Origin of the sequence: Massilia agri, assembly GCF_024753255.1 — a bacterium.
GTDB classification, from domain to species: Bacteria; Pseudomonadota; Gammaproteobacteria; order Burkholderiales; family Burkholderiaceae_D; genus Telluria; species Telluria agri.
The window spans coordinates 154,867-179,223 of sequence record NZ_JANUHA010000002.1; the positions used below are offsets into that span (position 1 = coordinate 154,867).

Consider the following 24,357-nt stretch of genomic DNA (forward strand, 5'->3'; position numbering starts at 1 on the left):
TGCTACATGAGGGTGTAATCGACCGCCTGCAGGGGCGGTGGTACGTCGTCGTCGCCGAGCGCCGTGCGCAGATCGATCTCGATCACCCGGCAGATCGCGTCCAGCGGCAGGTCGTTGGGCTCCATCCCGAACGGCTCCTCGAGTTCGTCGCCGAGGGCGTCCAGGCCGAAGAAGGTATAGGCCACGATGGCCACCACCACCGGCGTCATGAAGCCGATCGTGTCGACCAGGCCGAAGGGCAGCAGGAAGCAGTACAGGTAGGCGGTGCGATGCAGCAGCACCGAGTAGGAGAAGGGAATCGGGGTATTCTTGATGCGCTCGCAGGATGCGGCGGCGGCCGTCATCGCGGAGAGCGTGTGGTCGATGTTGGCGGCCAGGCAGGGCTCGATGCGCTTGTTCCGGACGCATTCGCCGAGGTCCTGGCCGATTCTTCGCATGAGGTAGTCCGGCCCGTTCGCCTGGTGTTTCAATGCTTCGAATTCCGAAGCCGGCAGGAGGCTGGCCAGGTGCGGGTCGAGGGGGCGGTGGCGCAGCTGGTCGCGCAGGGAGCCGCAGAAGGCAATGGCGCGCAGGACCATGCGCACGCGGACGTCGTCCAGGCCGTTCTTCATGTGCGCGGGGCCGTCACCGTCGACGAGGCTCAGGCACTGGCGCGCCAGGTTACGGCTGCGCAGCAGCAGCTCGCCCCACAGCTTGCGGCCTTCCCAGAAGCGGTCGTAGGCCGAGTTGTTGCGAAAGCCGAGGAAGATCGCGATCGGCAGGCCGATCAGGGTGAAGGGAATGGTGGTGAGCGTGATCTTCAGGTCCCACAAGTCGCCATGCGACCAGGTGACGAGGATGGCGACCGCCACGTTGACCGCCAGCGTCGGCAGGATGCGTAGCAGAACTGACCCGCGCAGGAGGAGGAACAGCTTGAGGCCGGAAGGCCTGTCTCGGATAATCACGGTCTTTGCCGCACGCGAAAAAGTGAAGGCAGCGAACACAATATTCGCTAATATGTGCGTAAGTTAATCACTAATATGTTAGCCAGTCAAGCTCGCCTCACTGCGCGAATGGAGTTCCCTTGCCCTACCGGATCACCCACCGTAACCTGCCCCAGTTGTTCCTGAAAGCGCGCGACGCGCTGATGGCGCATTTTCGCCCGGTGCTGAACCACTTCGGGGTCACCGAACAACAGTGGCGCATCCTGCGCGCGCTGGACGAGCACGGCCAGCTCGAGCCGCGCGAGCTGTGCGAGCTGTGCCAGATCCTGAGCCCGAGCATGGCGGGCGTGCTGTCGCGGATGGAAGAACTCGGGCTGGTCAAGCGCCAGCGGGTGGCCACCGATGCGCGCCGGGTATTGGTGCTGCTGGGGGAGAAAGGCGATCGCCTGATCGACGAGATCGCGCCGCTGATCGAGCGCCAGTACCGGCTGATGGAAGAAGCGTGGGGCAAGGCCGTCGTCGACGACCTGACGGATGCGCTGGAGGGATTCATTGCGGCGCAGGCGACCGAGGTGCCGCAGGTGGAATTACCCAGGAAACCGTGACGTGGCCGGCAACGCCGGCCACGCACGAACATCACTTGCGGCGGCGGCGGGTAAAGCCCAGCAGCGCCAGGCCGGCGCCCATCAGGCCCAGCGAAGCCGGCTCGGGCACGTCCACATCCGGCGGCGTCAGCGCGCGCACTTCCTCGAGGCCCAGGGCCGTGTCGTAGACGCGGATATAGTCGACCGCACCCGGGTTCCCTTCCCCGGTAGTGCCCCCGCTGATGTTGTCACGGAAGAAGTGGGCAACATTCTGGCCGAAATCGGTCACGCCCGCCGTGTCCAGCACGCTCAGCACCAGTTCACCGTTCTGGTAGACGCGGAACATCTTCTGGGCGTCGCGGGTGACGGTCACGCGGCTATCGACGTTCGCATCCATGTTGCCGCCGCTACCGGTGCCGGCGATGTTAAAGACGCGGAACTTGTCGCTGGCGGCGTAGAACCCTTCGTCGCCGACCAGGTTCTTGAAGTCGATGATGCGGCCGTAGGTGCGGAAGCTGTCGAAGTGGAAGCGCATGTCGATGGTATAGACACCGCCCAGCTTCGCTTCGAGGCGCAGGCCCTTGTTGGCGTCGAACACGTAGGCATCGGCGCCGACCGTGCCGCCCAGGCCGACCAGCGAAGCGTTGCCCACCGAATCGGCCAGGGAGCCGTTGATATTGAACTGGTGGATCAGGCCGGCGTGGCTGTCCATGGAAAAGGCCAGCAGCGCCGCTGCCATCAGGGAGTGAAATTTCATTTCGTTTTTGCCTTCTATTTGAAATTTTATTTCATCCCTGACAGCATCAGGGATGGCTACTGAATCACGCCGCAGGCGATCCGGCCGCCTCCGCCGCCCAGCGGCGCCGGGTGGTCGGCATGGTTGTCGCCGCCCGCGTGCACCATCAGGGCCTTGCCCTTGATGTCGGCCAGCTTCTTCAGGCGCGGCGCCAGCACCGGGTTGCTGGCCGCGCCCTTGTCGTCGACCGTGAGCGCCGGCAGGTCGCCCAGGTGGCCGTCGCCCCATGGCAGGCCGTGCTTGCCGGTCTTGGACGGGTCCAGGTGGCCGCCCGCCGCGCCCGCGGGCACCGGCTTGCCGTCCTTCTGGTTCGGGCCGCAGCTGCCGTTTTCATGCACGTGGAAACCGTGCAGGCCGGCCGGCAGTCCCTTGAGCATCGGCGTGAACACCAGGCCGTGGCTGGTCTCGCTGATGGTCACGGTGCCGACCTCAAGGCCCTCCCCTTTTTCGGTCGCCATCTTCATGGTGACCTTGGTATCGGCGGCATTGGCGACGGCGCAGCTCGCGCCCAGGAGAACAGCGCACATCCAGCGAATGTTCATGACAACCTCCTTCGAGATTCGGGTTAGATAATAAAAAGCCAAGCAAGTGTATTCCATCCCCTCGGGTGGGGGGTGTTCCGGAGAAACCGGACAGCGGGGGGATTACATGCGCGAGACGGCCGGGCGCAGGATGGCCAGCAGGCCCGCTTCGGAGGTGCAGCCGAACTTCTCGTAGACGGCCTTGACGCAGTCGCGCAGCACGGCGTCGCTGACGTCCATGCGCGAGCGCGCGGCTTCGCGGCCGCCGCCCAGGCCCATCCAGAACGCCACTTCCATCTGCTGCGGCGACAGCTCCACGCTGCCCAGGGCGCGCCAGATCCGCAGCGGCATCGGCACCACGAACTTCAGGAAGATGCCGACGGTGCGGCCGTGGACGGCGTCGTGCGAGCCGGCGCTCATCCACTGGGCGCGCGCTTCCAGCACCCCGCCGGCCAGCTCGAGCGTGCCCGCCGGCAGGCGCCAGGGATAGCGCTCGCCGAACACCACCGACTCCACCAGGCGCAGGCAGAACGGCGGCAGCGTACGGCGATCAAAAACCTGCTGCTCCTGCGAGGCCAATTGGCCCAGCAGCGCGCCGGCCGAATCGCTCAGGAAGAGGATGTCGCCGCTGGTCGTGGCCAGCAGCATGGCTTCGTCCTCGATCACGCCCGACAGACCCGTGCCGGCGCCGGCCGCATTGCGCAGCGCGTAGTCGAAATAGTTGGCGACGCGGCCGAGGTCTTCCTCGTCGTCCTGGTCAAAGGCGGCGCCGCTGTCGCGCAGCAGGGTGAGTGTGCCGAGGGGATGGGCGGCGGAACCGAGACGCACTTCGAGCACGTGCTGGGCACGCGCTTTTGCCTCGCCCGGGGCTACGCCGAAGTCGACCGAATCGCCATAGAAGTAGCCGTTCGGCGGCGGCAGCACACCCAGCACGTTCGCTTCCTGTACATCCTCCGGCGCCTGCTCGGCGAGCAGGAACAGCTGGGACGCGCTGTTGGGAATCAGCTCACGCACCAGCTCCAGCGCATCGGGGATCAGAGTCATCAGGTGCAGGCCACCGGAACACAGGATCCGCAGGCGCGCCCACTGGCGACTGTTCTTTTTACGGGACACGGCGAAGGCGAGAAATGCAGATGTCGAGGAGTTAACAATATTGCTGACTTACTGCAACAAAGTCAACCAGCTTTCACCTCGCGCCTGCGATATCCGGTTCCTCGGCGGCTGTGCAATCGAGTCCTGCCAGAATGTCGGCCAGCGCGCGGAACTCCACCGGCTTGACCAGGTGATGGTCGAAGCCCGCCTGCTTCGACAGGTCGCGGTCGCGCGCCTGGCCGTAGCCGGTGAGCGCGATGAAGGTCGCCTTCGGATGCTCGCGGCGCAGGCGGCGCGCCAGTTCGTAGCCGGTCATGTCGGGCAGGCCGATGTCGAGGATGAAGGCCTGCGCGCGCGCGATGTCGCTCGAGGCCAGGGTGCGCACGCCGTCCTCGAACACATTCACGGTATGGCCCTGGGCGCGCAGCAGCACGGCGAGGGACTGCGCGGCGTCGGCATTGTCGTCGACGATGGTGAGCACGCAGGGCGTGACGCTGCGCCTGCCGGCGCGCGGACGGCCCGGCGCCTGCGGCCTGGCCGCATCGGCCGCCGCCAGTGGCAACAGCACCGACACCGAGGCGCCGAGGTTCGGCCCGTCGCTGTGCGCCTCGACCTGGCCGCCATGCATCTGCACGATGGTTTTTACCAGGGCCAGGCCGATGCCCAGGCCGCCCTGCGAGCGGTCCGGGGTGCGCTCGGCCTGGGTGAACAGGTCGAACACGTGGGGCAGCAGCTTGGCGTCCATGCCGGCGCCGTTGTCGATGACGGTCATGCGCGCCGACTCCAGGCCGGCCTCCAGGCGCAGCACGATGCGTCCGCGCGGCGGCGTGTACTTGGCGGCGTTGTTCAGGAGGTTGACCAGCACCTGCACCAGGCGCGTGCGGTCGCCCACCACCAGCACCGGGTGTTCAGGCGCTTCCACGACGAGGGCGTGTTCGCGCGCTTCGATGTGCGGGCGCGCCTGCTCGACGGCCGAGCGCAGCACCGCGCTCAGCTCCAGCGTCTCGTGCTCCAGCTTGACCAGGCCGCGCGTCACGCGCGAGACGTCCAGCAGGTCGTCCACCAGCTCCGTCATGTGGCGCACCTGGCGCGAGATGATGCTGCCGGCCTTCAGGCGCAGCTTTTCGTCGACGCTCGGCATGTTGATGAGCTGGGCCGCATTGGTGATCGGCGCCAGGGGATTCCTCAGCTCGTGCGCCAGCATGGCGAGGAACTCGTCCTTCATCTTGCTGTGACGCTCGGCCTCGGCGCGCGCGGCGCGTTCGCTCGCCAGCAGGCCCTCGCGCTCGCGGGCGGCGCGCTGCGCCATGTCGTAGAGGCGCGCATTGTCGATCGCGACGGCCGCCTGGGCCACGAAGCCGGCGATCAGCTGTTCGGTGCGCTCGTCGAACATCTTCGGCTGCGAGTGGCCGAAGAACAGGCCGCCCAGCACCTCGCCCGAGCGCGAGCTGACGGACGCCGCCAGGTAGCTGCGCACCGGCAGGTGGCCCTTGGGCATGCCGTGGTGCGGCCCCATCCGGCCATAGCGCGGGTCCTTGGTGATGTCGTCGCTGCGGATCGGCGGGCCGCCATCGAAGGTGGGCTTGAAGACGGCCGTCGGACGCGGATGGCCGAGCTTCTCGAAGGCTTCGCGCGGCGCGCCGCTGAGCGTGTAGAGCAGGTAGGCGTCGCCGTTGGCGTCCTTGCCGTTGTAGAAGAAGGAGCCGAATTCGGCGCCGGTCAGTTCGGTGGCGGCGTCGGTGACGGCCTGCAGCAGGGTGTCGATGTCGAGCGTGGAGGCGAGCACGCTGCCGGCGCGGTTCAGGAGTTCGAGCATGCGCGTCTCTTCGCGCAGCGCTTCCTCGGCGCGGATGCGGCGCAGCGCTTCCCAGGTGCGGCGCGCCAGGTCCTCGGCCAGGGTACGTTCGTCATCGGTCCAGCGGTAGGGATGGTCCTTGTAGAGGAAGCCGGCGCCGTGCAGGCGGTTGCCGTCCTTGAGCGGGATGACGATCACCGAGTGAATGCCCAGCATCAGGCAGGGACCGGCGACGGCCGCGCATTCGGGATCGCTCGAGACGTCGTTGATGCAGATGGTAGTGCCGGCGCGCAGCAGCTCGAGCTGGCCGGGGGACAGCATGTCGATCGGCAGCGTGCCCTGGGCGGCGCCCGTTTCGACGCCGTCCTTCCACTCCTCCTTCACCGTGAAGATGCGCTTTGCCTCGTCGAGTTCGACGTAGGCGACGTTCGAGTTGGTGAAGTATTCGCTGGTCAGGCGAATGGTCGCCTTGAGCATCGGGTTGAATTCGGTCTCGCGGCGCAGCGTGTCTGCCAGCTTGATCTGGTAGGCGTGGCGGCGCTCGCCCAGCACTGCCTTGGTGATCTCGGCGAAGGTGACCAGCACGCCCTCGACCTTGCCGGTGTCGCCGTAGATCGGGCTGTACGAATAGCTGAAGTAGCAGGTCTCGTAGTAGCCGTAGCGGTTGATCGTCAGCGGCAGCCCTTCCGAACCGAGCGCCTCGCCCTGGCGCACCTGCTGCCACATCGGGCCGATGGTCGGCCAGATCTCGGCCCAGGTGACGCGCACGTCGTTGCCGAGCGCCGCATCCTGCTTGTCGCCGAGGATGGGGATGTAGGCGTCGTTGAAGAACTGGACGTAGGAATCGCCCCAGGCGAGATAGGCCGGCAGGCGCAGGTCGAGCACGGTGCGGACGGCGCTTTTCAGGCTGTGCGGCCAGGTATGGACCGGGCCTACCGCTGTCGTCTCCCAGGGGAAGGCGCGCATCCGGCGCTCCATCTCGGAGATGTGGCTGTCCGAGGTGCGGCTATCCGACTTGAGGTCGGAGGCAGCCGCGTCCGGTGTCGTGTCAAAAGGCCAGGGCATATTGCTCGCAGGGCAAGGGATGTGGATAGTTCGATAACTCAGCCGCGGATCATAGCAGTCATTACACGGACGGGGCGTACGGATGAGTTAAATGGATAACATTGTATGACACATTTGTGCGCATTTGGCATTACCCGGACAGGGTAAGTTGTGGGGGTCGTTTGTCGGGATTGCTTTATGGCGCGGATGCGGGTCTACAATGGCCTTCGTATGCTGCGGGGCATTGTCTGGCTTGCAGCGTCGCTGCCACCTAGTAAAAGGAATTCAAGTGAAGCGTTCTATCCTGCTCGTCGCCCTGCTCGGCATCTTCGCGGCTCCTGTCACCCGTGCCGAAGAGCCCTCCATGTGCAAGTCAATGTGTGCAGACACAAAACAGCAGTGCGCGAACCGTGCGGGGAGGCTGACTGAACTCGATACCATAGCGGGGGAAGAAAAGAACCCGCTCGCAGACACCGCCAATCGGATGCGGCCGGAATCGGCGCGTGAGGCGGAGCGCAGCGATTTCATGAAGCGCAAGCGGGAGCGGTTGGATGCGTGCGATGCGAGCTACATGCGCTGCACCCGCGGGTGTGCGCCGGTGATCTCAAAGAACGCAGCGTCAGCGAAGTAGGCGTCTCCCGCTCGATCAGACCGGCCGCTGCCAGGACAGGCCATAGGGCAGCTTGGGGGGGCCGAACACGAAATGCAGGACACGGCGGCGGCTATGTCCTTCCGCTTTCGAGGAAGCGTGTAATACGAGCGGTCTCATGGCGAGCACGTCACCCTGCTCCATCGCGCAGCTGACAATGGGGCCGGCCTGGCGCCGCATCCGCGCCTCGTCTGCACTGATCCGCCCCTCCTGATGCGAACCCGGAACAAACTGAAGCGGGCCATCTTGCTCCAGGCATGCGTCGAGATGCACGCGCAGGGCGACGAGTTGTTCCATCAAGGCGGCTGGCGGCTGGACGAACAGGCCGCCCTCCTTTTCCGACCATCCGCGCAAGTCCGGATGGTCGACGCGTGCCGCAACTGGAATGCTCAGGTCCTGATGGACGGGGACAAGCCAGTTCCGTTCCACTGATTTTTCGAAGTAGATGCACTGGACCGCCACGAAGCCGCTTGGGATGAACGCTGCGATGTTGGGATGCTGGAGCAACCGTCTGGCAAGCGCCCGGCACCAGTCCTCGGCAAGCAGGCAGCGGGTGCCTACTGCGTTGGCATCGATTGCCACTGTCCTTGCAGCGATCAACTCGCACTCTCGTGCGGACAGCACTTGCGCAATACTGGCAAATCCGTCTGCTTCAAACTGCTTGTTGATCATGCGCTAGACCTGTTTGTTCGCGATGCCGCAATGGTACGTGAATCAAACCGAGCGTCCCAACGAAGTAAGCGGAGAACTTTGCAAATGTCGTATGCCCCTGACCATGCAACATCGTGGCTCCTGTTATCTGCTCTTGCCTTCATTCCGGGAACAGCGATTGCTGAGGTGAGCGACAAGGAGCCCACTATCTCGCTGTTCTGGACTGTGGGATTGACGGCAGCAATGCTTTGCCTTTTCGCTGCACGTTTGAGACCTTGGTTGGGCGTCCTGTTTTTTGCGACTGTGGCCTTCTGGTTTATCGGCCTGTTACTGGAAATCCACTCGCCAGATGTTGGCCCTTACCTGCGTCTGGAACAGGGCACAGTCTATTACATTCAAGCCTACGCTGCATTCGCCGTAGTTCTGTTTGGTCTCATTGTGGGCCTTATCTGGCGCAGGCGTAGTTCCATGTCCTAGTTCAGACGCAATTCCTGACGCTCTTCAGCCTCCCACACTTCCTTCTCCTTGCGGGCGCGGTGGAATGCCAAGCCGGTACCGCCAGGGATCAGGCGGCCGACCATGACGTTTTCCTTCAGGCCGCGCAGACCGTCGCGCTTGCCCATGATCGCCGCTTCGGTCAGGACGCGGGTGGTTTCCTGGAACGATGCGGCCGAGATGAACGAGTCGGTCGACAGCGATGCCTTGGTAATACCCAGCAGCACGTTTTCGTACTGAGCCGGCAGCTTGCCGACGGCGTTGACCTTGTCGTTCTCTTCCAACAGTTCCGAACGCTCCACCTGCTCGCCGACGATGTAGTCGGTGTCGCCTGCATCGTGATCTGGACACGACGCAGCATCTGGCAAACGATCACCTCGATGTGCTTGTCGTTGATCTTCACGTCCTGCAGACGGTACACGTCCTGCACTTCATTCATGATGCAACGGGCCAGCGCTTCGATGCTCAGCAGACGCAGGATGTCTTGCGATCGGTGGGGCGCCCCAGTCCTGACCGTCGACGATCATCTCGTACCTGTGCACCATCTGGCCGTCGTGCACCAGCACCTGCTTGTCCCTGGTGATCGGCCTCGGTCCAAAAATATTGTTCAACAACAGCACCAACGCATTTAAGGCAATGTACGCTTTGACTCGGCGAAAAAGTTAACCGTTCTTGAGTAATTTGGTGATGATTTGATTGGAAAATATAGTGGGAGGAATGAAAATGGCGCTACCAATTGTCCGCTTGGGCGACTCTACCTCACACGGTGGCAAAGTGATCTCCGCGTCGACTACGCACCTTATCGATGGAATCGGCATTGCCCGTGTTGGCGATTTGATCACTTGCCCACAAATCGGGCATGGCATCAATCTTATCGTGGAAGGGGCCGGAACCTATTTAATTGGTGAGCGCATGGTTGCGTTACATGGTCACCGCTGCGCTTGCGGATGTACCTTGATCTCCAGCCTAGCCACGGCCACCTACGGGTAAGCACCATTCGCCTGACCAGACAAAATATTGCGGCCTTATAAATCGGGCCCCTCGCTGGCTACGACTCTCGGCTTGTACAAACGGTCGAGCTGTTTGAAAATCTGTTCCCTATCGCTTGAATCATCGCTCCGAAGACCTCGATAAAGACGAGAAAATTCTTCCTTTTCTACGGATTCTCTAGTGATGCCATAGCATTCCAGCAGCTTGTTTGCAGCATTTATTGAGGCCAGAGTATCGGTCTCCGTTCGTACCATCGCCTTAAGCCCATCAATAAGATCTGAGGTTGCCATGTTGGAAGGAACATAGTACGCAGCTTTGGCACGAATTCGCTTGTCCGCACTTGACATGAGTTGTATAAACACGGAAAGCAGCGAAGAGTCAGGTTCTACACGAAAAAGATTCCACGCCGCTACGACTCTGGCCTCATCTCGCAAACTCCCGCTTTTTAGAAGCTCTGCCACAATCAGACACGCACGTTTCTGATCGGCTAGAAAAAGTCCATTTATGCTTTCCTCTGACCCTCCAGCCTTTACCATCTTCAACAGATAGCCGAACGCCATTGTTCGCTCTTGATGCGTCATTTCCGAAAAATAAATTTCACTCAATCCATCCAAACGTTCTTTGTTATGCATCGAAAAGAAATCGAGGAAATTCCGGCATTCGCTCATGGTCGTCGATCGAAATTTGGTAGTTGGTTGATGTAGGTATCTGGCAAGCCGTGAGTGCCCGAGCCTATATCCACCACATGCATTTTGATTTCGCTTATCTTCTCCTGTTCCAAACGATTTTAAACTCTGGCAAGCCAAATCGATGTGTCCCTCGAATTTAGATTATAGAACCATACCGTCGCAACTCAGCAATGGCTCTCTTTTTATCTGTAAGGTTATCGCTACGGAGTGCTCGAATCAATCGATTGTATTCTTCTTCGCGCTCGCCCTCGCAAGAAATATTAAGTGAATCTAGCAGATGCTGACTGGCTCTTGCCACAGCATCGGAATTCGCTTCCAATAAAATAACCTGCTTAAAAAAATCAAGTTTTACATCTGTCGTAGGCGTTCTATTAATAGCATCAACAACACGTGGCTTTAGTCTATCTATGTAATTAGGAAAATCGTCGATCATGCGTTTTTGGTAATTTAGATCTCCAGAGTATTTAACTATCTGCTCCTGTAATTTATAAACATGAGCATAAGGATTTCCGCGTGATTGTTCTTCTATTTGTTTCGTAACTGCAAGAGCCTTTTCTGGATCAAGGTAAAAGAGCCATTCAGCAGACCATGGAAGCTCTTTCACCAATAATTCGAAAACGGTTTTCTTCTCGTACTCGTCGAGTCCTACGAAAGCATCCCGACTATATCCATCAGCCTTTTCGCTTCCGGTCATCTTGTATTGCCTCATGAAATTCTCGAACGCCAACGTCATTTTATCCCTCTCCGAATAGTTTTTTGGCAATCGCTCCGTTTGGTTCGATTTCCATTGAATCTACCAGTCTACCGTCAGGGCTCATCCCCAACACATTAATGGACGTCACCTTGCCCTCTCTTACGATTGTTGTCCACTCATCTTCACGCCAAATATTCCCTCCGCGCGGAAATCTTTTCTCAAAATCTTGAATGACGTCGATCTTACCGGTTGCATCGCTCGAGTATTTTGAGGATACGGCACCCCAGAAATCAGGTCCATGAGGCTCGATTCCCTCTCCCGCCCAAGAAAACGTCTTGTTCAAATCTCCCCAACCATCAATGACGCTGCCACCCGGCGTTTGCTCTAAAATAGTCTTCCCTCTTTCTTTTGCTATTTTAGCCGCGAGATCTTTATTGCCGGACCAGAACATCTTTTCTTTATCAGAAGTTACGTCCAGCCTGGCGATTATCGCATCCATTGCAGCCTGTTTTTCCGTCGATGTCTTAGCATCTTTAGCTGCGTCTACATAAGGTTGTAAAATTCTTTGTGCTTCGCCGATCTTACCTTCCTTAGCCAGTTGCGTTATCCGCTCCCTATCAGCGGCCGCAGCGGCATCGGCTACAGCTTGTTTCTTCCCGTTCGGCCCCTCGTGAGGCGATTTTATAGGCTCGGGCTTTTCTTTCAGTGAAATCTCGGATGCGGCTTTCGATCTGGTTTTGACGTCGGGTGGCGCCGCTGCGGTGATGGCTTTTGGCTTTGATGCTTTGTATTCTGGCTTCTCCAGGACTTTACCCGGTGTATCCCGTACCCGCTGCTTGAGCAGTTGCGCTCCCACAGCCTTATCTGTTTTAACACCAATGACGACCGTATGCGCCTCCTTTGGCGCAGTCTGCGCCAGCAGTTTCGCAAGCCGTGCATCGAGTTCCGCCAGCGCCCTCGGCATCTGCTTGATCGCATCCTGCTGTACTTGGTAAAACCTTTGTTCCCAGTCTATAAGTCTGCCGATCGTGACCTTGACCGTTTCAAAATATTCCAGGCTTTCCAGCCGCGTACGTAGCGCCCGCACTATTTCCACGAGCTTACCGATAATTTGCTTCATCGCTCCGAGAAGCGCTTTTTCGTATTGAGCGAACTTCACTGCGCGCAGGAACTTCAGGACGTCGCCCTTGATGAACTGCTGCAAGAAACGCACCAATTCCACAAGCTTCGACGCTTCCTTGATCAACAGGAGCATGACGGCACGCAGCACGGCGCCGAGTTCTGAACCCGCGATACCCCCTACGACGGCGCCGGCCCCTAGCGCAGCGGCGCCTGCGGCAGCCATCGCAATGGGCAACGCTATAACAATGAGGCAAGCGCTCAGAAGCACCCATTCCATGAGGTCATCACGCTTTTCGGGATGACAGGCCAGCCGTACGATGACAGCGACCGCATCACGGGCGCTGGTTACAATGACGACACCAGGCACGAAACTGACCAGCATGTCCGCCACGACAGCCGAAAGGGGCCGTTTGTCGGCAAACTCTCCCAAGAGGACCGAGCTGAGCCAATTCATACCTCCTACGACCGACTCCCAAGCGTCCTCAAGAATTCCGTTCTGATCCGGTAGCGCAGGTTTTTGGCTCATGCTCTACCTTTCTCGACACCGCTGCCCGATACCCAGTTCAGCAATTCGTCAACATCATCGTCCAGCTCAGTCGATACGGTAGAGCTTGCCTGCAGCGGTTTGTAGTCGTATTCAATCTTCGCCGTCGTACCCGCGGGCACATTACTGACACGAGCAATCCCTTGCGCATCAAGCGTGCCCGTGCGTACACTGCCGTCGCTCAGCGTCGCCTTGAACGCAGCACCTGCCAAGGGCTCGCCCCAGTCCGTCAGATGGCGAAATTCCAGATCGGTCTTCTGCAGCTCGGTCTTCGGTAAATGCGGCATCACATAGGGAGCCTTTGCCGGCCGAGGCATAAGGTGCATCGACGCGTGGGCAGTCCATTTGCCTGACGTGCTCTCCGTGATTCCGGAACCATTGATCTTGATGGAGGACCCGCCTGCGGAGATGGTGACCTCCTCCTTCGCGTGGATTTCGATGCGGGAGCTGGTCGACAGCAGGCGCACGACTTTCTCAGCGATGATGTCGAGATCATCGCCCTGCGCCTGGATATCGACTTTGCCCTTGGCTGCGAACAGCTTGATACCCGCGTTGTAGGCAAACAGGCTGATCTTTTCAGCGACGCTGGCAATAAGGCTTTTGCCCACCGCTACATTGGTATCCGTACCGGACGATAGAGTCACATCCGTGCCCGCATGAACATGCATGCCTGTAGTGCTGGCCAGCCCGATCCCCGCGGGGGATCCGGCGAGCAGGATTGGTTCCTTGAAACGGTTGGCGCCTCCCTGTGCATCGCCTTCGTAACGGTCTGCGGTTGCGTCGATGAACTGCTTGAGGCCCTCCTGTCCACCGAGCGCTTCTGCTCCTGCCTTAGACGCCGTGTCAGACAGATTTTTTACGAGCGAGGCGCCCGCCTTGAGCTGACTGGTGGATTCGGTCGCATCGAGCTGTGTTCCCTGCGCACCGGGGCGACCAAAGGTGCTGATATACAGCCCCTTGTTCGTGACTATGCCGCCGAAGTCGTCAGTGCTGAGTGCAAAGCCTGATCCAAAAAAACGGCTTCGCTCGTTCCCACGCTGGGTGACCAGATAACCGAGGTTCAGCTGTGCATGGGTATTGCTGCTGTAGAGATGCACCCGGTTTTGGCTGGTCGTGTCATCAAGGACCAGCTGGTTAAAGCCGTTGCCTTTGAGTTCCTTGGACTTGAGACCCGAGAGCTTGCCATCGGTATGCCACTGCGGAACCTGGTCTTCGTTATAGAGCCGGCCCGTAATGACAGGCCTGTCCGCGTCGCCGTTCAGGAAGGTGACGATGACTTCCTGCCCAGTGCGGGGAACATTGATTCCGCCCCAGCCCTGACCTGCGTTCGGGTAGCTGACACGTACCCAGCACGATGCCCTCTCATCGCCGAAATTCTCCCGATCCCACCGGAACCGGACCTTGACCCGGTTGAGGTGATCCGTATAGACCTCTTCGCCAGCAGGCCCGACGACAATAGCGGTCTGCGGATGCAGGTTCGGCTTTGCGTGCTCCACCGGACTACGAAAGGGAACCTTGCGTCGCTGGACTTCGAAGCAGTTGAAGCAATGGCCGGTGTCCTTGTTACTCCGCGGTCCTTCACCGCTCGACCGGACTCCTGCACCGCCGCGGCCGATGGCAGCTTTGAACGTTTTCACCTGCAATGAGAGACTGCCTGGAAGATCTCTCAACTTGTCCGACACCGGCAAGTTATTTTCAATGCACCAGTCAAGAGCGATGACGATGAACTGGCGTTCTTGTTCTGGATCGTCCCGATGGGCCGGATGATCTTCCAGTGTGAACCAACTTCCCACGCGTAAGTTGCGCACACTGGAAACCCCGTGGAAACGCTGCATGCTCGATTCCCATTCTTCCACCCTAATGCGCGCTTGCTTGTCTCCCTGCTCGCGCTTTGAATAGGTATAAGCACCCGTGTACTCGTACACCTCCAGTTGGCTGGGCAGATCGCCATGTTCTGTCAGCACAGAGACGTTGCATTGCTTTTGCTGGTTGGGGGCCTTGTAGTCGTCGGTTCGCGTGGTGAATTGGTACGAGAGGACGCTTCGGCTTGTGCCCCAGTGCCCGATTTCCTGCAACTCATCCTCGGTACCTGCTCCGTGGAAGCGGATCTGCTGAGACAGGAGAGGCTTGAGTTGATACGTCGAGTCCGTGATGACGAGAACGTGGCCCGAGCCGTCTTCTGCTTGCTCGTGGTAGCCGTACCATCCCTCCGCTTCCATCAAGCGATGGACGAAATGCCAATCCGTCTCGTACTGTGTGCAATACGAGCGCGGAAGTGCTGGCTGGCTCAATTCAAAACGAAAATTTCCTGCCGCTTGGGGATGCACTGAGAATACTTCAGCCAGAATGTCATCGGCGGTCTTGTCTTGCCATATCCGGGCGTCTTTGCGAAACTTCAGAAAATATAGCCACGGCGCGATCAATATCTGGCAAAACGTGATCTGCCCGTCACTGCCTAATCGCTTGATTGTGTGCACATAGCCGCTAGTGGGAAGGTAGCTGCCGTCTGCCTGTCGTAGCCAGAGAGTGACCGGCTGAGCGATGAGTTTCTTGAGTTCGATATCGTCGCGTACTGATACGAGATCGATCGTGTATTCGTAACTTCTACCGAGGCGCTCATGCGCAAGGACGCGTTGTGGCAGGAGGATATCGTTGCCGAGAGGCGTGTCCAGCTTCAGGAGACGGTCGTGCTGGGCAAGGAGTGCTTGATTGAAGGACTTGGTCGGATCAGCCATCGGAGGAGCCACCTTATCTCATGTTCGATTTACTCAAGAACAGAGAGCTATTGTGTCTTCTGAGTTAGGCCGATAAGCGATTAATCAGTGTTTCCTTTAGCTTGATCAAGTGGTGTGTGGCAAGAAACCACACTACTCGGTCTATTGAATACTGTTGCCCAAATAAAAACGGCACCCCTCAGGGTGCCGTTCTCATTTCAGCTCTCAGCTAGCTCAGACGATCACTCGCCCTCACCATGATGCTGCTCCGCCGGAGCCGCAGCATTCTGCTGGTCTTCCATCGCCTGCAGTTCGGCAGCCATATTGGCCTTCTCCTGCTGCAGCAGCGCCTGGCGCTCTTCCGCCTCCCACACTTCCTTCTCCTTGCGGGCGCGGTGGAATGCCAGGCCGGTACCGCCAGGGATCAGGCGGCCGACGATGACGTTTTCCTTCAGGCCGCGCAGACCGTCGCGCTTGCCCATGATCGCCGCTTCGGTCAGGACGCGAGTGGTTTCCTGGAACGATGCGGCCGAGATGAAGGAGTCGGTCGACAGCGATGCCTTGGTAATACCCAGCAGCACGTTTTCGTACTGCGCCGGCAGCTTGCCGACGGCGTTGACCTTGTCGTTCTCTTCCAGCAGTTCCGAACGCTCCACCTGCTCGCCGACGATGTAGTCGGTGTCGCCTGCATCGGTGATCTGGACACGACGCAGCATCTGGCGAACGATCACCTCGATGTGCTTGTCGTTGATCTTCACGCCCTGCAGACGGTACACGTCCTGCACTTCGTCCACGATGTAGCGGGCCAGCGCTTCGATACCCAGCAGGCGCAGGATGTCCTGCGGATCGGCCGGACCGTCGACGATCATCTCGCCCTTGTTCACCACCTGGCCGTCGTGCACCAGCACTTGCTTGTCCTTGGTGATCAGGAACTCGTGCTTGTTGCCGTCCATGTCGGTGATTTCCAGGCGTTGCTTGCCCTTGGTCTCTTTACCGAACGCGACGGTACCGGTGACTTCCGCCAGCATGCCCGCGTCTTTCGGCGAACGTGCTTCGAACAGTTCGGCAACGCGCGGCAGACCACCGGTAATGTCACGGGTCTTCTGCGATTCGGTCGGGATACGTGCCAGCACTTCACCCACCGAGACTTGCTGACCGTCCTTGACCATGATCAGCGCGCCGACCTGGAAGCCGATCGTCACGGCGTGCTCGGTGCCGGCGATCTTGACTTCCTGGCCTTCGTCGTTCAGCAGCTTGACCTGCGGACGCAGGACCTTGCCCGAACCACGGCGCTTCGGATCGATCGCGACCAGGGTCGACAGGCCGGTCACTTCGTCCACCTGGCGAGCGACGGTAACGCCCTCTTCCACGTTTTCGAACTTGATCGTACCTGCGTACTCGGTAATGATCGGACGGGTCAGCGGATCCCAGGTCGCCAGGGCGGTACCGGCTTTGACAGCCATGCCATCCTTGACGATCAGGCTCGCGCCGTACGGCACCTTGTGGCGCTCGCGCTCACGGCCGTGGTCGTCGGTGATCAGGACTTCGCCCGAACGCGAAATCACGATCTGGACGCCCTTGCCGTTGGTGACGTAACGCATGGTCGAGGTGAAGCGGACGGTGCCGTTCGACTTCGCTTCGACCGACGACGCCACCGCTGCACGCGATGCCGCACCACCGATGTGGAAGGTACGCATGGTCAGCTGGGTACCCGGCTCACCGATCGACTGTGCTGCGACCACACCGACTGCTTCGCCGGCGTTGACCAGCAGGCCGCGGCCGAGGTCACGGCCGTAGCACTTCGCGCACAGGCCGAAGCGGGTGTCGCAGTTCAGCGGGGTGCGGACCTTCACTTCGTCGATGCCGACGCGTTCGATCTCTTCGACCATGTCTTCGTCCAGCAGCGTGCCGGCTTCGTACAGGGTTTCCTGGGTTTCCGGATTCACGATGTCGGTACCGGCGACGCGGCCGAGGATACGGTCGCGCAGCGGCTCGATGACTTCACCACCTTCGACCATCGCCTTCATGTGCGTGCCGTTGCTGGTGCCGCAATCGTCCTCGATCACCACCAGATCCTGGGTCACGTCGACCAGGCGGCGGGTCAGGTAACCCGAGTTCGCGGTCTTCAGTGCCGTATCCGCCAGACCTTTACGAGCGCCGTGGGTCGAGATGAAGTACTGCAGAACGTTCAGGCCTTCGCGGAAGTTCGCGGTAATCGGGGTTTCGATGATCGAACCGTCCGGCTTGGCCATCAGGCCTCGCATACCGGCCAGCTGGCGGATCTGGGCTGCCGAACCACGGGCGCCCGAGTCGGCCATCATGTAAATCGCGTTGAACGATTCCTGGGTGCCTTCGGTGCCGTCACGCTTGGTGACCGGTTCCACTTTCAGCTGGTCCATCATCGCCTTGCCGACTTCGTCCGAGGTCTTGCCCCAGATGTCGACGACCTTGTTGTAACGCTCGCCGGCGGTGACCAGACCCGAAGCGTACTGCTGCTCGATCTGCTTCACTTCCGCTTCGGCGGTCGCGATCATGCCCTTCTTGACGTCCGGGATCAGCATGTCGTCGACGGCGATCGAGATGCCGGCGCGGGTCGCCAGGCGGAAGCCCGACTGCATCAGCTTGTCCGCGAAGACGACGGTCGCACGCAGGCCGCACTTGCGGAACGACGTGTTGATCAGCTTCGAGATTTCCTTCTTCTTCAGCGCGCGGTTCAGCACCGAGAACGGCAGGCCTTTCGGCAGGATCTCGGACAGGATGGCGCGGCCGACGGTGGTCTCGTAGCGGGTCACGGTCTTGTCGAATTCACCCTCGGCGTTCTTCGGGTATTCGGTGATACGCACGGTGATGCGGGTCGCCAGTTCGACTTCCTTGTTGTCGTACGCGCGGATGACTTCCGACACGTCCGGGAACAGCATGCCTTCGCCCTTGGCGTTGATCGCTTCGCGGGTCGCGTAGTACAGACCCAGCACGATATCCTGCGACGGGACGATCGACGGTTCGCCATTCGACGGGAACAGGATGTTGTTCGAAGCCAGCATCAGGGTGCGGGCTTCCATCTGTGCTTCGATCGACAGCGGGACGTGGACTGCCATCTGGTCACCGTCGAAGTCGGCGTTGAACGCCGCGCAGACCAGCGGGTGCAGCTGGATCGCCTTGCCTTCGATCAGGACCGGCTCGAACGCCTGGATACCGAGACGGTGCAGGGTAGGCGCACGGTTCAGCATGACCGGGTGCTCTTTGATGACCTCTTCCAGGATGTCCCAGACCACCGGCTCCTGCACTTCGACCAGCTTCTTGGCAGCCTTGATGGTGGTCGCGAGACCCATCAGTTCCAGCTTGTTGAAGATGAAGGGCTTGAACAGTTCCAGGGCCATCAGCTTCGGCAGGCCGCACTGGTGCAGTTTCAGCTGCGGACCCACCACGATGACCGAACGGCCCGAGTAGTCGACGCGCTTGCCCAGCAGGTTCTGGCGGAAGCGGCCGCCCTTACCCTTGATCATTTCAGCCAGCGACTTCAGCGGACGCTTGTTGGCGCCGGTCATCGCCTTGCCGCGACGGCCGTTGTCCAGCAGCGAGTCAACCGCTTCCTGCAGCATGCGCTTTTCGTTACGCGTAATGATTTCCGGAGCGCGCAGTTCCATCAGGCGCTTCAGGCGGTTATTACGGTTGATGACGCGGCGATACAGGTCGTTCAGGTCGGAGGTCGCGAAACGGCCGCCGTCCAGCGGGACGAGCGGACGCAGCTCCGGCGGCAGGACCGGGAGCACTTCCATGATCATCCATTCAGGCTTGATGCCCGAACGCTGGAACGCCTCGAGCACTTTCAGGCGCTTGGCGTATTTCTTGATCTTGGCTTCGGACTTCGACTCTTTGAGTTCCACGCGCAGGGCTTCGGCATCGCGGTGGATGTCGATCGAGCGCAGCAGTTCACGGATGCCTTCGGCGCCCATGAATGCGGTGAAGTCGTCGCCGTACTCTTCGTACTTGGCGGCGTAGTCGTCTTCCGACATGATCTGGCACTTCTTCAGCGGGGTCATGCCAGGATCGGTCACGACGTATGCTTCGAAGTACAGCACGCGTTCGATATCGCGCAGGGTCATGTCCAGGACCATGCCCAGACGCGACGGCAGCGATTTCAGGAACCAGATGTGGGCGGTCGGCGAGGCCAGCTCGATGTGGCCCATGCGCTCACGGCGCACCTTGGCCAGCGTGACTTCGACGCCGCACTTCTCGCAGATGACGCCGCGGTGCTTCAGGCGCTTGTACTTGCCGCACAGGCATTCGTAATCCTTGATCGGGCCAAAGATCTTGGCGCAGAACAGGCCGTCGCGCTCAGGCTTGAAGGTGCGGTAGTTGATGGTTTCCGGCTTCTTGACTTCGCCGTAGGACCACGAACGGATTTTTTCGGGCGACGCCAGGCCAATCTTGATGGCGTCGAAGCTCTCGTTTTGCTGAACTTGCTTGAATAGATCGAGCAGTGCTTTCATGTATCACTCCAGAGGTGATTGATTCTGTACTAAGTACTACTTCCGCCGGTTCTCACTGATTTTCGCCAGTGTTTGCCTCACCATACCCTTGAAAGCGTCATCCCGGCGCAGGCCGGGATCCAATTTTTCCAGTTACCAACTGGACTTGGGCCCCGGCCTGCGCCGGGGCGACGATTTCAGGAGCAGAGGGCCGGGCCCGAAGGCCGGCGGCCATGCTGGCCTTGCTTAGTTGCGCTCGAGATCGATGTCGATACCCAGCGAACGGATTTCCTTCACCAGCACGTTGAACGATTCCGGCATGCCGGCGTCGATCACGTGGTCGCCCTTGACCAGGTTCTCGTACACCTTGGTACGGCCGTTCACGTCGTCCGACTTGACGGTCAGCATTTCCTGCAGCACGTACGATGCGCCGTACGCTTCCAGTGCCCACACCTCCATCTCACCGAAGCGCTGGCCACCGAACTGGGCTTTACCGCCCAGCGGCTGCTGCGTCACCAGCGAGTACGGGCCGGTCGAACGGGCGTGCATCTTGTCGTCGACCAGGTGGTGCAGCTTCAGCATGTGCATGAAGCCGACGGTGACCTTGCGCTCGAACGCTTCGCCGGTGCGGCCGTCGAACATGGCGACCTGGTTCTTGGACGGGGTCATGCCCAGGTGGGCAGCGATGTCGTCCGGGAAGGCCAGGTCCAGCATGCGGCGGATGTCGTCTTCGTGGGCGCCATCGAACACCGGGGTCGCGAACGGCACGCCGTTCTTGAGGTTGTGCGCCAGGCTCAGGATCTCTTCATCGCTGAAGCTGTCCAGGTCTTCCTTGCGGCCGGTTTCGTTGTAGATCTTGCCCAGGAACGCGCGCAGATCCGCAGCCTTCGCTTGCGCAGCCAGCATTTCGCCGATGCGCCAGCCCAGGCCCTTCGCTGCCCAGCCGAGGTGGGTTTCCAGGATCTGACCGACGTTCATACGCGACGGAACGCCCAGCGGGTTCAGCACGACGTCTGCCGGACGGCCATCGGCCATGAACGGCATGTCTTCGACCGGGACGATACGCGAGACCACACCCTTGTTACCGTGGCGGCCTGCCATCTTGTCGCCCGACTGCAGGCGGCGCTTGACGGCCAGGTAGACCTTGACCATCTTCTGCACGCCAGGCTGCAGCTCGTCGCCCTGGGTCAGCTTCTTGCGCTTCTCTTCGAAGGCCAGGTCGAACTGGTGACGCTTCTCGTTGATCGATTCCTTGATCGCTTCCAGCGCGTTCGCGGTGTCGTCGTCGGCCGGACGGATGTCGAACCAGTGGAACTTGTCCAGGTCCGCCAGGTATTCGGCGGTGATCGCGGCACCCTTCGCCAGCTTCTTCGGACCGCCGTTGACGACTTTACCGATCAGCATGCGCTCCAGACGCTGGAAGGCGTCGCCTTCCACGATACGCATCTGGTCGTTCAGGTCCAGGCGGTAGCGCTTCAGCTCGTCGTCGATGATCTGCTGGGCGCGCTTGTCGCGCTGGATGCCTTCGCGGGTGAACACCTGCACGTCGATGACGGTGCCGACCATGCCCGAAGGCACGCGCAGCGAGGTGTCTTTCACGTCCGAGGCCTTTTCGCCGAAGATCGCGCGCAGCAGCTTCTCTTCCGGGGTCAGCTGGGTCTCGCCCTTCGGGGTGACCTTACCGACCAGCACGTCGCCGGCTTGCACTTCGGCGCCGATGTACACGATGCCCGATTCGTCCAGGCGGGCCAGCTGGTTCTCGGCCAGGTTCGAGATGTCGCGGGTGATTTCTTCCGCGCCCAGCTTGGTGTCACGTGCGACGACGCTCAGCTCTTCGATGTGGATCGAGGTGTAGCGGTCGTCCTTGACCACGTTTTCCGAGATCAGGATCGAGTCTTCGAAGTTCAGGCCGTTCCACGGCATGAAGGCCACCAGCATGTTCTGGCCCAGTGCCAGTTCGCCCAGGTCGGTCGATGCGCCGTCGGCGATCACGTCGCCACGGGCGACGCGGTCACCAACCTGCACGATCGGACGCTGGTTGATGTTGGTGTTCTGGTTCGAACGGGTGTACTTGATCAGGTTGTAGATGTCCACACCGACTTCGCCAGCCTGTGCTTCGTCATCGTTCACACGAATCACGACACGGCCCGCGTCGATGTAGTCCACCACGCCGCCGCGCAGGGCCTGCACGGTGGTGCCCGAGTCGACCGCCACGGTGCGCTCGATGCCGGTGCCGACCACGGCCTTTTCAGGACGCAGGCAAGGCACGGCCTGGCGCTGCATGTTGGCGCCCATCAGTGCACGGTTCGCGTCATCGTGCTCGAGGAACGGAATCAGCGAGGCTGCAACCGACACGATCTGGCCCGGGGCCACGTCCATGTACTGGATGCGTTCCGGCGAGACCAGGATGGTTTCGCCTGCTTCACGCGCCGACACCAGTTCGTCGACCAGCTGGCCTTCTTCGTTGATGGCAGCATTCGCCTGGGCGATGATGTAGCGGCCTTCTTCGATCGCCGACAGGTATTCGATCTTGTCGGTGACCTTCGAACCTTCGACCTTGCGGTACGGGGTTTCCAGGAAGCCGTATTCGTTCAGGCGGGCGTACAGTGCCAACGAGTTGATCAGGCCGATGTTCGGGCCTTCAGGCGTTTCGATCGGGCAGACGCGGCCGTAGTGGGTCGGGTGCACGTCGCGCACCTCGAAGCCTGCGCGTTCGCGGGTCAGGCCGCCCGGGCCCAGTGCCGAGACGCGGCGCTTGTGGGTGACTTCCGACAGCGGGTTGGTCTGGTCCATGAACTGCGACAGCTGCGAGGAACCGAAGAATTCGCGGATCGCGGCCGAGATCGGCTTGCTGTTGATCAGGTCGTGCGGCATCAGGTTGTCCGCTTCGGCCTGGCCGAGGCGTTCCTTGACGGCGCGTTCCACGCGCACCAGGCCGGCGCGGAACTGGTTCTCAGCCAGTTCGCCGACGCAACGCACGCGGCGGTTACCCAGGTGGTCGATGTCGTCGACTTCGCCGCGGCCATTGCGCAGCTCGACCAGGATCTTGATCACGGCCAGGATGTCGTCGTTCGACAGGGTCATGTCGCCGGTCAGTTCGTCACGGCCGATGCGGCGGTTGAACTTCATGCGGCCCACGGCCGACAGGTCGTAGCGCTCGGCGCTGTAGAACAGGCCGTTGAACAGGGCTTCCACCGACTCTTCGGTCGGCGGTTCGCCAGGACGCATCATGCGGTAGATCGCCACGCGTGCGGCGGTCTGGTCGGCGGTGTCGTCGGTGCGCAGGGTCTGCGAGATGTAGGCGCCCTGGTCCAGGTCGTTGGTGTACAGGGTCTGGATGGCCGACACATTGGCGTCGCGCAGCTTGCCCAGCAGCTCTTCGGTCAGCTCGTCGTTGGCCACGGCGATGACTTCGCCGGTGTCCTGGTCGACGATGTTCTTGGCCAGCACACGGCCCAGCAGGTAGTCTTCCGGCACCGAGATCGACTTGATGCCAGCGGCTTCGATGTCACGGACGTGCTTGGCGTTGATGCGCTTGTCCTTGGTGACGATGGTCTTGCCCGACTTCGGATCGACGATGTCGAAGCGCGCGACTTCGCCGCGCAGGCGTTCGGACACGAACTCCAGCTCGCCGCCTTCATCGCGGAGGGTGAAATTGTCGAAGACGAAGAAGTTCGCCAGGATCTGTTCCGGCGTCATGCCGATGGCCTTCAGCAGGATCGTCACCGGCATCTTGCGGCGGCGGTCGACGCGGAAGAACAGGATGTCCTTCGGGTCGAACTCGAAGTCCAGCCACGAGCCGCGGTAAGGAATGATGCGAGCCGAGAACAGCAGTTTGCCGGACGAGTGCGTCTTGCCGCGGTCGTGTTCGAAGAACACGCCCGGCGAGCGGTGCAGCTGCGAGACGATGACGCGCTCGGTACCGTTGATGACGAACGAACCGTTCGTGGTCATCAGCGGCAGTTCGCCCATGTACACTTCCTGCTCTTTCATTTCCTTCACGACCGGCTTGGTCGGCGATTCCTTGTCCAGGATCACCAGACGCACCTTGGCGCGCAGCGGCGAAGCGAAGGTCAGGCCGCGCTGCTGGCACTCTTTCACGTCAAACGCGGGGTCGCCCAGCACATAGGACAGGAACTCGAGGCGCGCAAAACCGTTGTGCGACACGATCGGGAAGATGGAGGTGAAGGCGGACTGCAGGCCTTCATTCTTGCGGACGGACGGAGTGGCGTCGGCCTGCAAGAAATTCTCGTAGGATTCGAGCTGGGTAGCCAGAAGATAGGGAACGTTGTGAACGTTGGCGCGCTTCGCGAACGACTTGCGAATGCGCTTCTTCTCAGTAAATGAGTAGTGCATGGACACTCCGTGAGTGACAGAAAGGATGAGAATTCAGGAATTGCCAGTGGTGGTCGCACCACACGCAAGGCCTGAAGCCTCTGCTTTCCCGCCAGGTGATTAAGACAGCCGTACTGCTGTGTTACGATATTTCTGACCGCTGGTGCTGCTGGTGCTGCTCTTTACTGCTGTGTTGCTTATCGGCACCTGATGCAAACGTTTGCTGCAGGGACGACAAAAGAGCCAAAGC

General features: G+C 60.5%; 16 protein-coding genes and 1 pseudogene. 4 read left to right on the forward strand and 13 right to left on the reverse strand.

All coding sequences use genetic code 11. The features are described 5' to 3' along the window. Positions 1 to 2: 2 nt before the first annotated feature. Entirely contained in the window at positions 3 to 944 is a 942-nt protein-coding gene (locus tag NX780_RS03725; RefSeq protein WP_258826513.1) for a bestrophin family protein, read from the reverse strand. A 119-nt stretch (positions 945 to 1,063) separates the two neighbouring features. On the opposite strand from NX780_RS03725, the gene hpaR reads away from it, so the two are divergent. Continuing rightward, positions 1,064 to 1,528, forward strand: a complete 465-nt coding sequence (hpaR, locus tag NX780_RS03730) for a homoprotocatechuate degradation operon regulator HpaR (RefSeq protein ID WP_258826514.1) — start codon at positions 1,064 to 1,066, stop codon at positions 1,526 to 1,528. 31 nt (positions 1,529 to 1,559) lie between these two features. Here the strand turns inward: hpaR and NX780_RS03735 are convergent, their stop codons facing one another. From NX780_RS03735 to NX780_RS03750, 4 genes are all read right to left on the reverse strand, one after another. Further along, on the reverse strand, positions 1,560 to 2,264 hold the full coding sequence (locus tag NX780_RS03735; protein WP_258826515.1) for a LamG-like jellyroll fold domain-containing protein: 705 nt from the start codon (positions 2,262 to 2,264) through the stop codon (positions 1,560 to 1,562). A gap of 56 nt (positions 2,265 to 2,320) precedes the next feature. After that, positions 2,321 to 2,845, reverse strand: coding sequence for a superoxide dismutase [Cu-Zn] SodC (gene sodC / locus NX780_RS03740; RefSeq protein WP_258826516.1), 525 nt, complete (start codon positions 2,843 to 2,845; stop codon positions 2,321 to 2,323). A 102-nt stretch (positions 2,846 to 2,947) separates the two neighbouring features. Continuing rightward, positions 2,948 to 3,868, reverse strand: coding sequence for a helix-turn-helix transcriptional regulator (locus tag NX780_RS03745; protein WP_258826517.1), 921 nt, complete (start codon positions 3,866 to 3,868; stop codon positions 2,948 to 2,950). Positions 3,869 to 4,010: 142 nt separating this feature from the next. After that, positions 4,011 to 6,776 carry an ATP-binding protein gene (locus NX780_RS03750; protein ID WP_258826518.1) on the reverse strand — a complete coding sequence of 922 codons (2,766 nt, stop codon included), beginning with the start codon at positions 6,774 to 6,776 and terminating at the stop codon, positions 4,011 to 4,013. 268 nt (positions 6,777 to 7,044) lie between these two features. On the opposite strand from NX780_RS03750, the gene NX780_RS03755 reads away from it, so the two are divergent. Beyond that, the gene (locus NX780_RS03755) at positions 7,045 to 7,386 is read left to right on the forward strand and encodes a hypothetical protein (RefSeq protein WP_258826519.1); all 342 of its coding nucleotides are present in this window, start codon (positions 7,045 to 7,047) and stop codon (positions 7,384 to 7,386) included. A 15-nt stretch (positions 7,387 to 7,401) separates the two neighbouring features. Here NX780_RS03755 and NX780_RS03760 read toward each other — a convergent pair whose 3' ends face one another. Beyond that, on the reverse strand, positions 7,402 to 8,076 hold the full coding sequence (locus tag NX780_RS03760) for a phytanoyl-CoA dioxygenase family protein (RefSeq protein ID WP_258826520.1): 675 nt from the start codon (positions 8,074 to 8,076) through the stop codon (positions 7,402 to 7,404). Positions 8,077 to 8,160: 84 nt separating this feature from the next. Here NX780_RS03760 and NX780_RS03765 point away from each other — a divergent pair, with 84 nt between their 5' ends. Then, positions 8,161 to 8,532: a hypothetical protein gene (locus NX780_RS03765; protein WP_258826521.1), complete on the forward strand. Its 372-nt coding sequence runs from the start codon at positions 8,161 to 8,163 to the stop codon at positions 8,530 to 8,532. A gap of 8 nt (positions 8,533 to 8,540) precedes the next feature. Here NX780_RS03765 and NX780_RS03770 read toward each other — a convergent pair. Beyond that, positions 8,541 to 9,134 (reverse strand): annotated as a pseudogene (locus NX780_RS03770) (DNA-directed RNA polymerase subunit beta'); the annotation flags it as partial. 139 nt (positions 9,135 to 9,273) lie between these two features. Here NX780_RS03770 and NX780_RS03775 point away from each other — a divergent pair. Then, positions 9,274 to 9,540 (forward strand): PAAR domain-containing protein, encoded by a 267-nt coding sequence (locus NX780_RS03775; protein ID WP_258826522.1) that lies wholly within the window; start codon positions 9,274 to 9,276, stop codon positions 9,538 to 9,540. A 35-nt stretch (positions 9,541 to 9,575) separates the two neighbouring features. On the opposite strand, the gene NX780_RS03780 is transcribed toward NX780_RS03775, so the two are convergent. The 6 genes from NX780_RS03780 to rpoB form a co-directional block, all read right to left on the reverse strand. Beyond that, the gene (locus tag NX780_RS03780; RefSeq protein ID WP_258826523.1) at positions 9,576 to 10,172 is read right to left on the reverse strand and encodes a hypothetical protein; all 597 of its coding nucleotides are present in this window, start codon (positions 10,170 to 10,172) and stop codon (positions 9,576 to 9,578) included. A 193-nt stretch (positions 10,173 to 10,365) separates the two neighbouring features. Further along, a complete protein-coding gene (locus NX780_RS03785) occupies positions 10,366 to 10,938 on the reverse strand; it encodes a hypothetical protein (protein ID WP_258826524.1) in 573 nt (190 codons plus the stop codon). Positions 10,939 to 10,963: 25 nt separating this feature from the next. Beyond that, positions 10,964 to 12,571 (reverse strand): hypothetical protein, encoded by a 1,608-nt coding sequence (locus tag NX780_RS03790; protein WP_258826525.1) that lies wholly within the window; start codon positions 12,569 to 12,571, stop codon positions 10,964 to 10,966. Beyond that, entirely contained in the window at positions 12,568 to 15,324 is a 2,757-nt protein-coding gene (locus tag NX780_RS03795; RefSeq protein ID WP_258826526.1) for a type VI secretion system Vgr family protein, read from the reverse strand. Before NX780_RS03795 ends, NX780_RS03790 begins: the two co-directional genes overlap by 4 nt. Positions 15,325 to 15,545: 221 nt before the next feature. Further along, positions 15,546 to 19,793, reverse strand: coding sequence for a DNA-directed RNA polymerase subunit beta' (gene rpoC / locus NX780_RS03800; protein ID WP_258826527.1), 4,248 nt, complete (start codon positions 19,791 to 19,793; stop codon positions 15,546 to 15,548). A 225-nt stretch (positions 19,794 to 20,018) separates the two neighbouring features. Then, the gene (gene rpoB / locus NX780_RS03805; protein WP_258826528.1) at positions 20,019 to 24,128 is read right to left on the reverse strand and encodes a DNA-directed RNA polymerase subunit beta; all 4,110 of its coding nucleotides are present in this window, start codon (positions 24,126 to 24,128) and stop codon (positions 20,019 to 20,021) included. Positions 24,129 to 24,357: the final 229 nt, after the last annotated feature.

Excerpts from the sequence above, each read along its gene's own strand:
- NX780_RS03785 (WP_258826524.1), bottom strand. The coding sequence starts at position 10,938 with ATGAGGCAATACAAGATGACCGGAAGCGAAAAGGCTGATGGATATAGT.
- NX780_RS03765 (WP_258826521.1), top strand. The coding sequence starts at position 8,161 with ATGTCGTATGCCCCTGACCATGCAACATCGTGGCTCCTGTTATCTGCT.
- NX780_RS03780 (WP_258826523.1), bottom strand. The coding sequence starts at position 10,172 with ATGCATAACAAAGAACGTTTGGATGGATTGAGTGAAATTTATTTTTCG.
- NX780_RS03745 (WP_258826517.1), bottom strand. The coding sequence starts at position 3,868 with ATGACTCTGATCCCCGATGCGCTGGAGCTGGTGCGTGAGCTGATTCCC.
- NX780_RS03790 (WP_258826525.1), bottom strand. The coding sequence starts at position 12,571 with ATGAGCCAAAAACCTGCGCTACCGGATCAGAACGGAATTCTTGAGGAC.
- sodC (WP_258826516.1), bottom strand. The coding sequence starts at position 2,845 with ATGAACATTCGCTGGATGTGCGCTGTTCTCCTGGGCGCGAGCTGCGCC.
- NX780_RS03795 (WP_258826526.1), bottom strand. The coding sequence starts at position 15,324 with ATGGCTGATCCGACCAAGTCCTTCAATCAAGCACTCCTTGCCCAGCAC.
- NX780_RS03750 (WP_258826518.1), bottom strand. The coding sequence starts at position 6,776 with ATGCCCTGGCCTTTTGACACGACACCGGACGCGGCTGCCTCCGACCTC.
- rpoB (WP_258826528.1), bottom strand. The coding sequence starts at position 24,128 with ATGCACTACTCATTTACTGAGAAGAAGCGCATTCGCAAGTCGTTCGCG.
- rpoC (WP_258826527.1), bottom strand. The coding sequence starts at position 19,793 with ATGAAAGCACTGCTCGATCTATTCAAGCAAGTTCAGCAAAACGAGAGC.
- NX780_RS03775 (WP_258826522.1), top strand. The coding sequence starts at position 9,274 with ATGGCGCTACCAATTGTCCGCTTGGGCGACTCTACCTCACACGGTGGC.
- NX780_RS03735 (WP_258826515.1), bottom strand. The coding sequence starts at position 2,264 with ATGAAATTTCACTCCCTGATGGCAGCGGCGCTGCTGGCCTTTTCCATG.
- NX780_RS03760 (WP_258826520.1), bottom strand. The coding sequence starts at position 8,076 with ATGATCAACAAGCAGTTTGAAGCAGACGGATTTGCCAGTATTGCGCAA.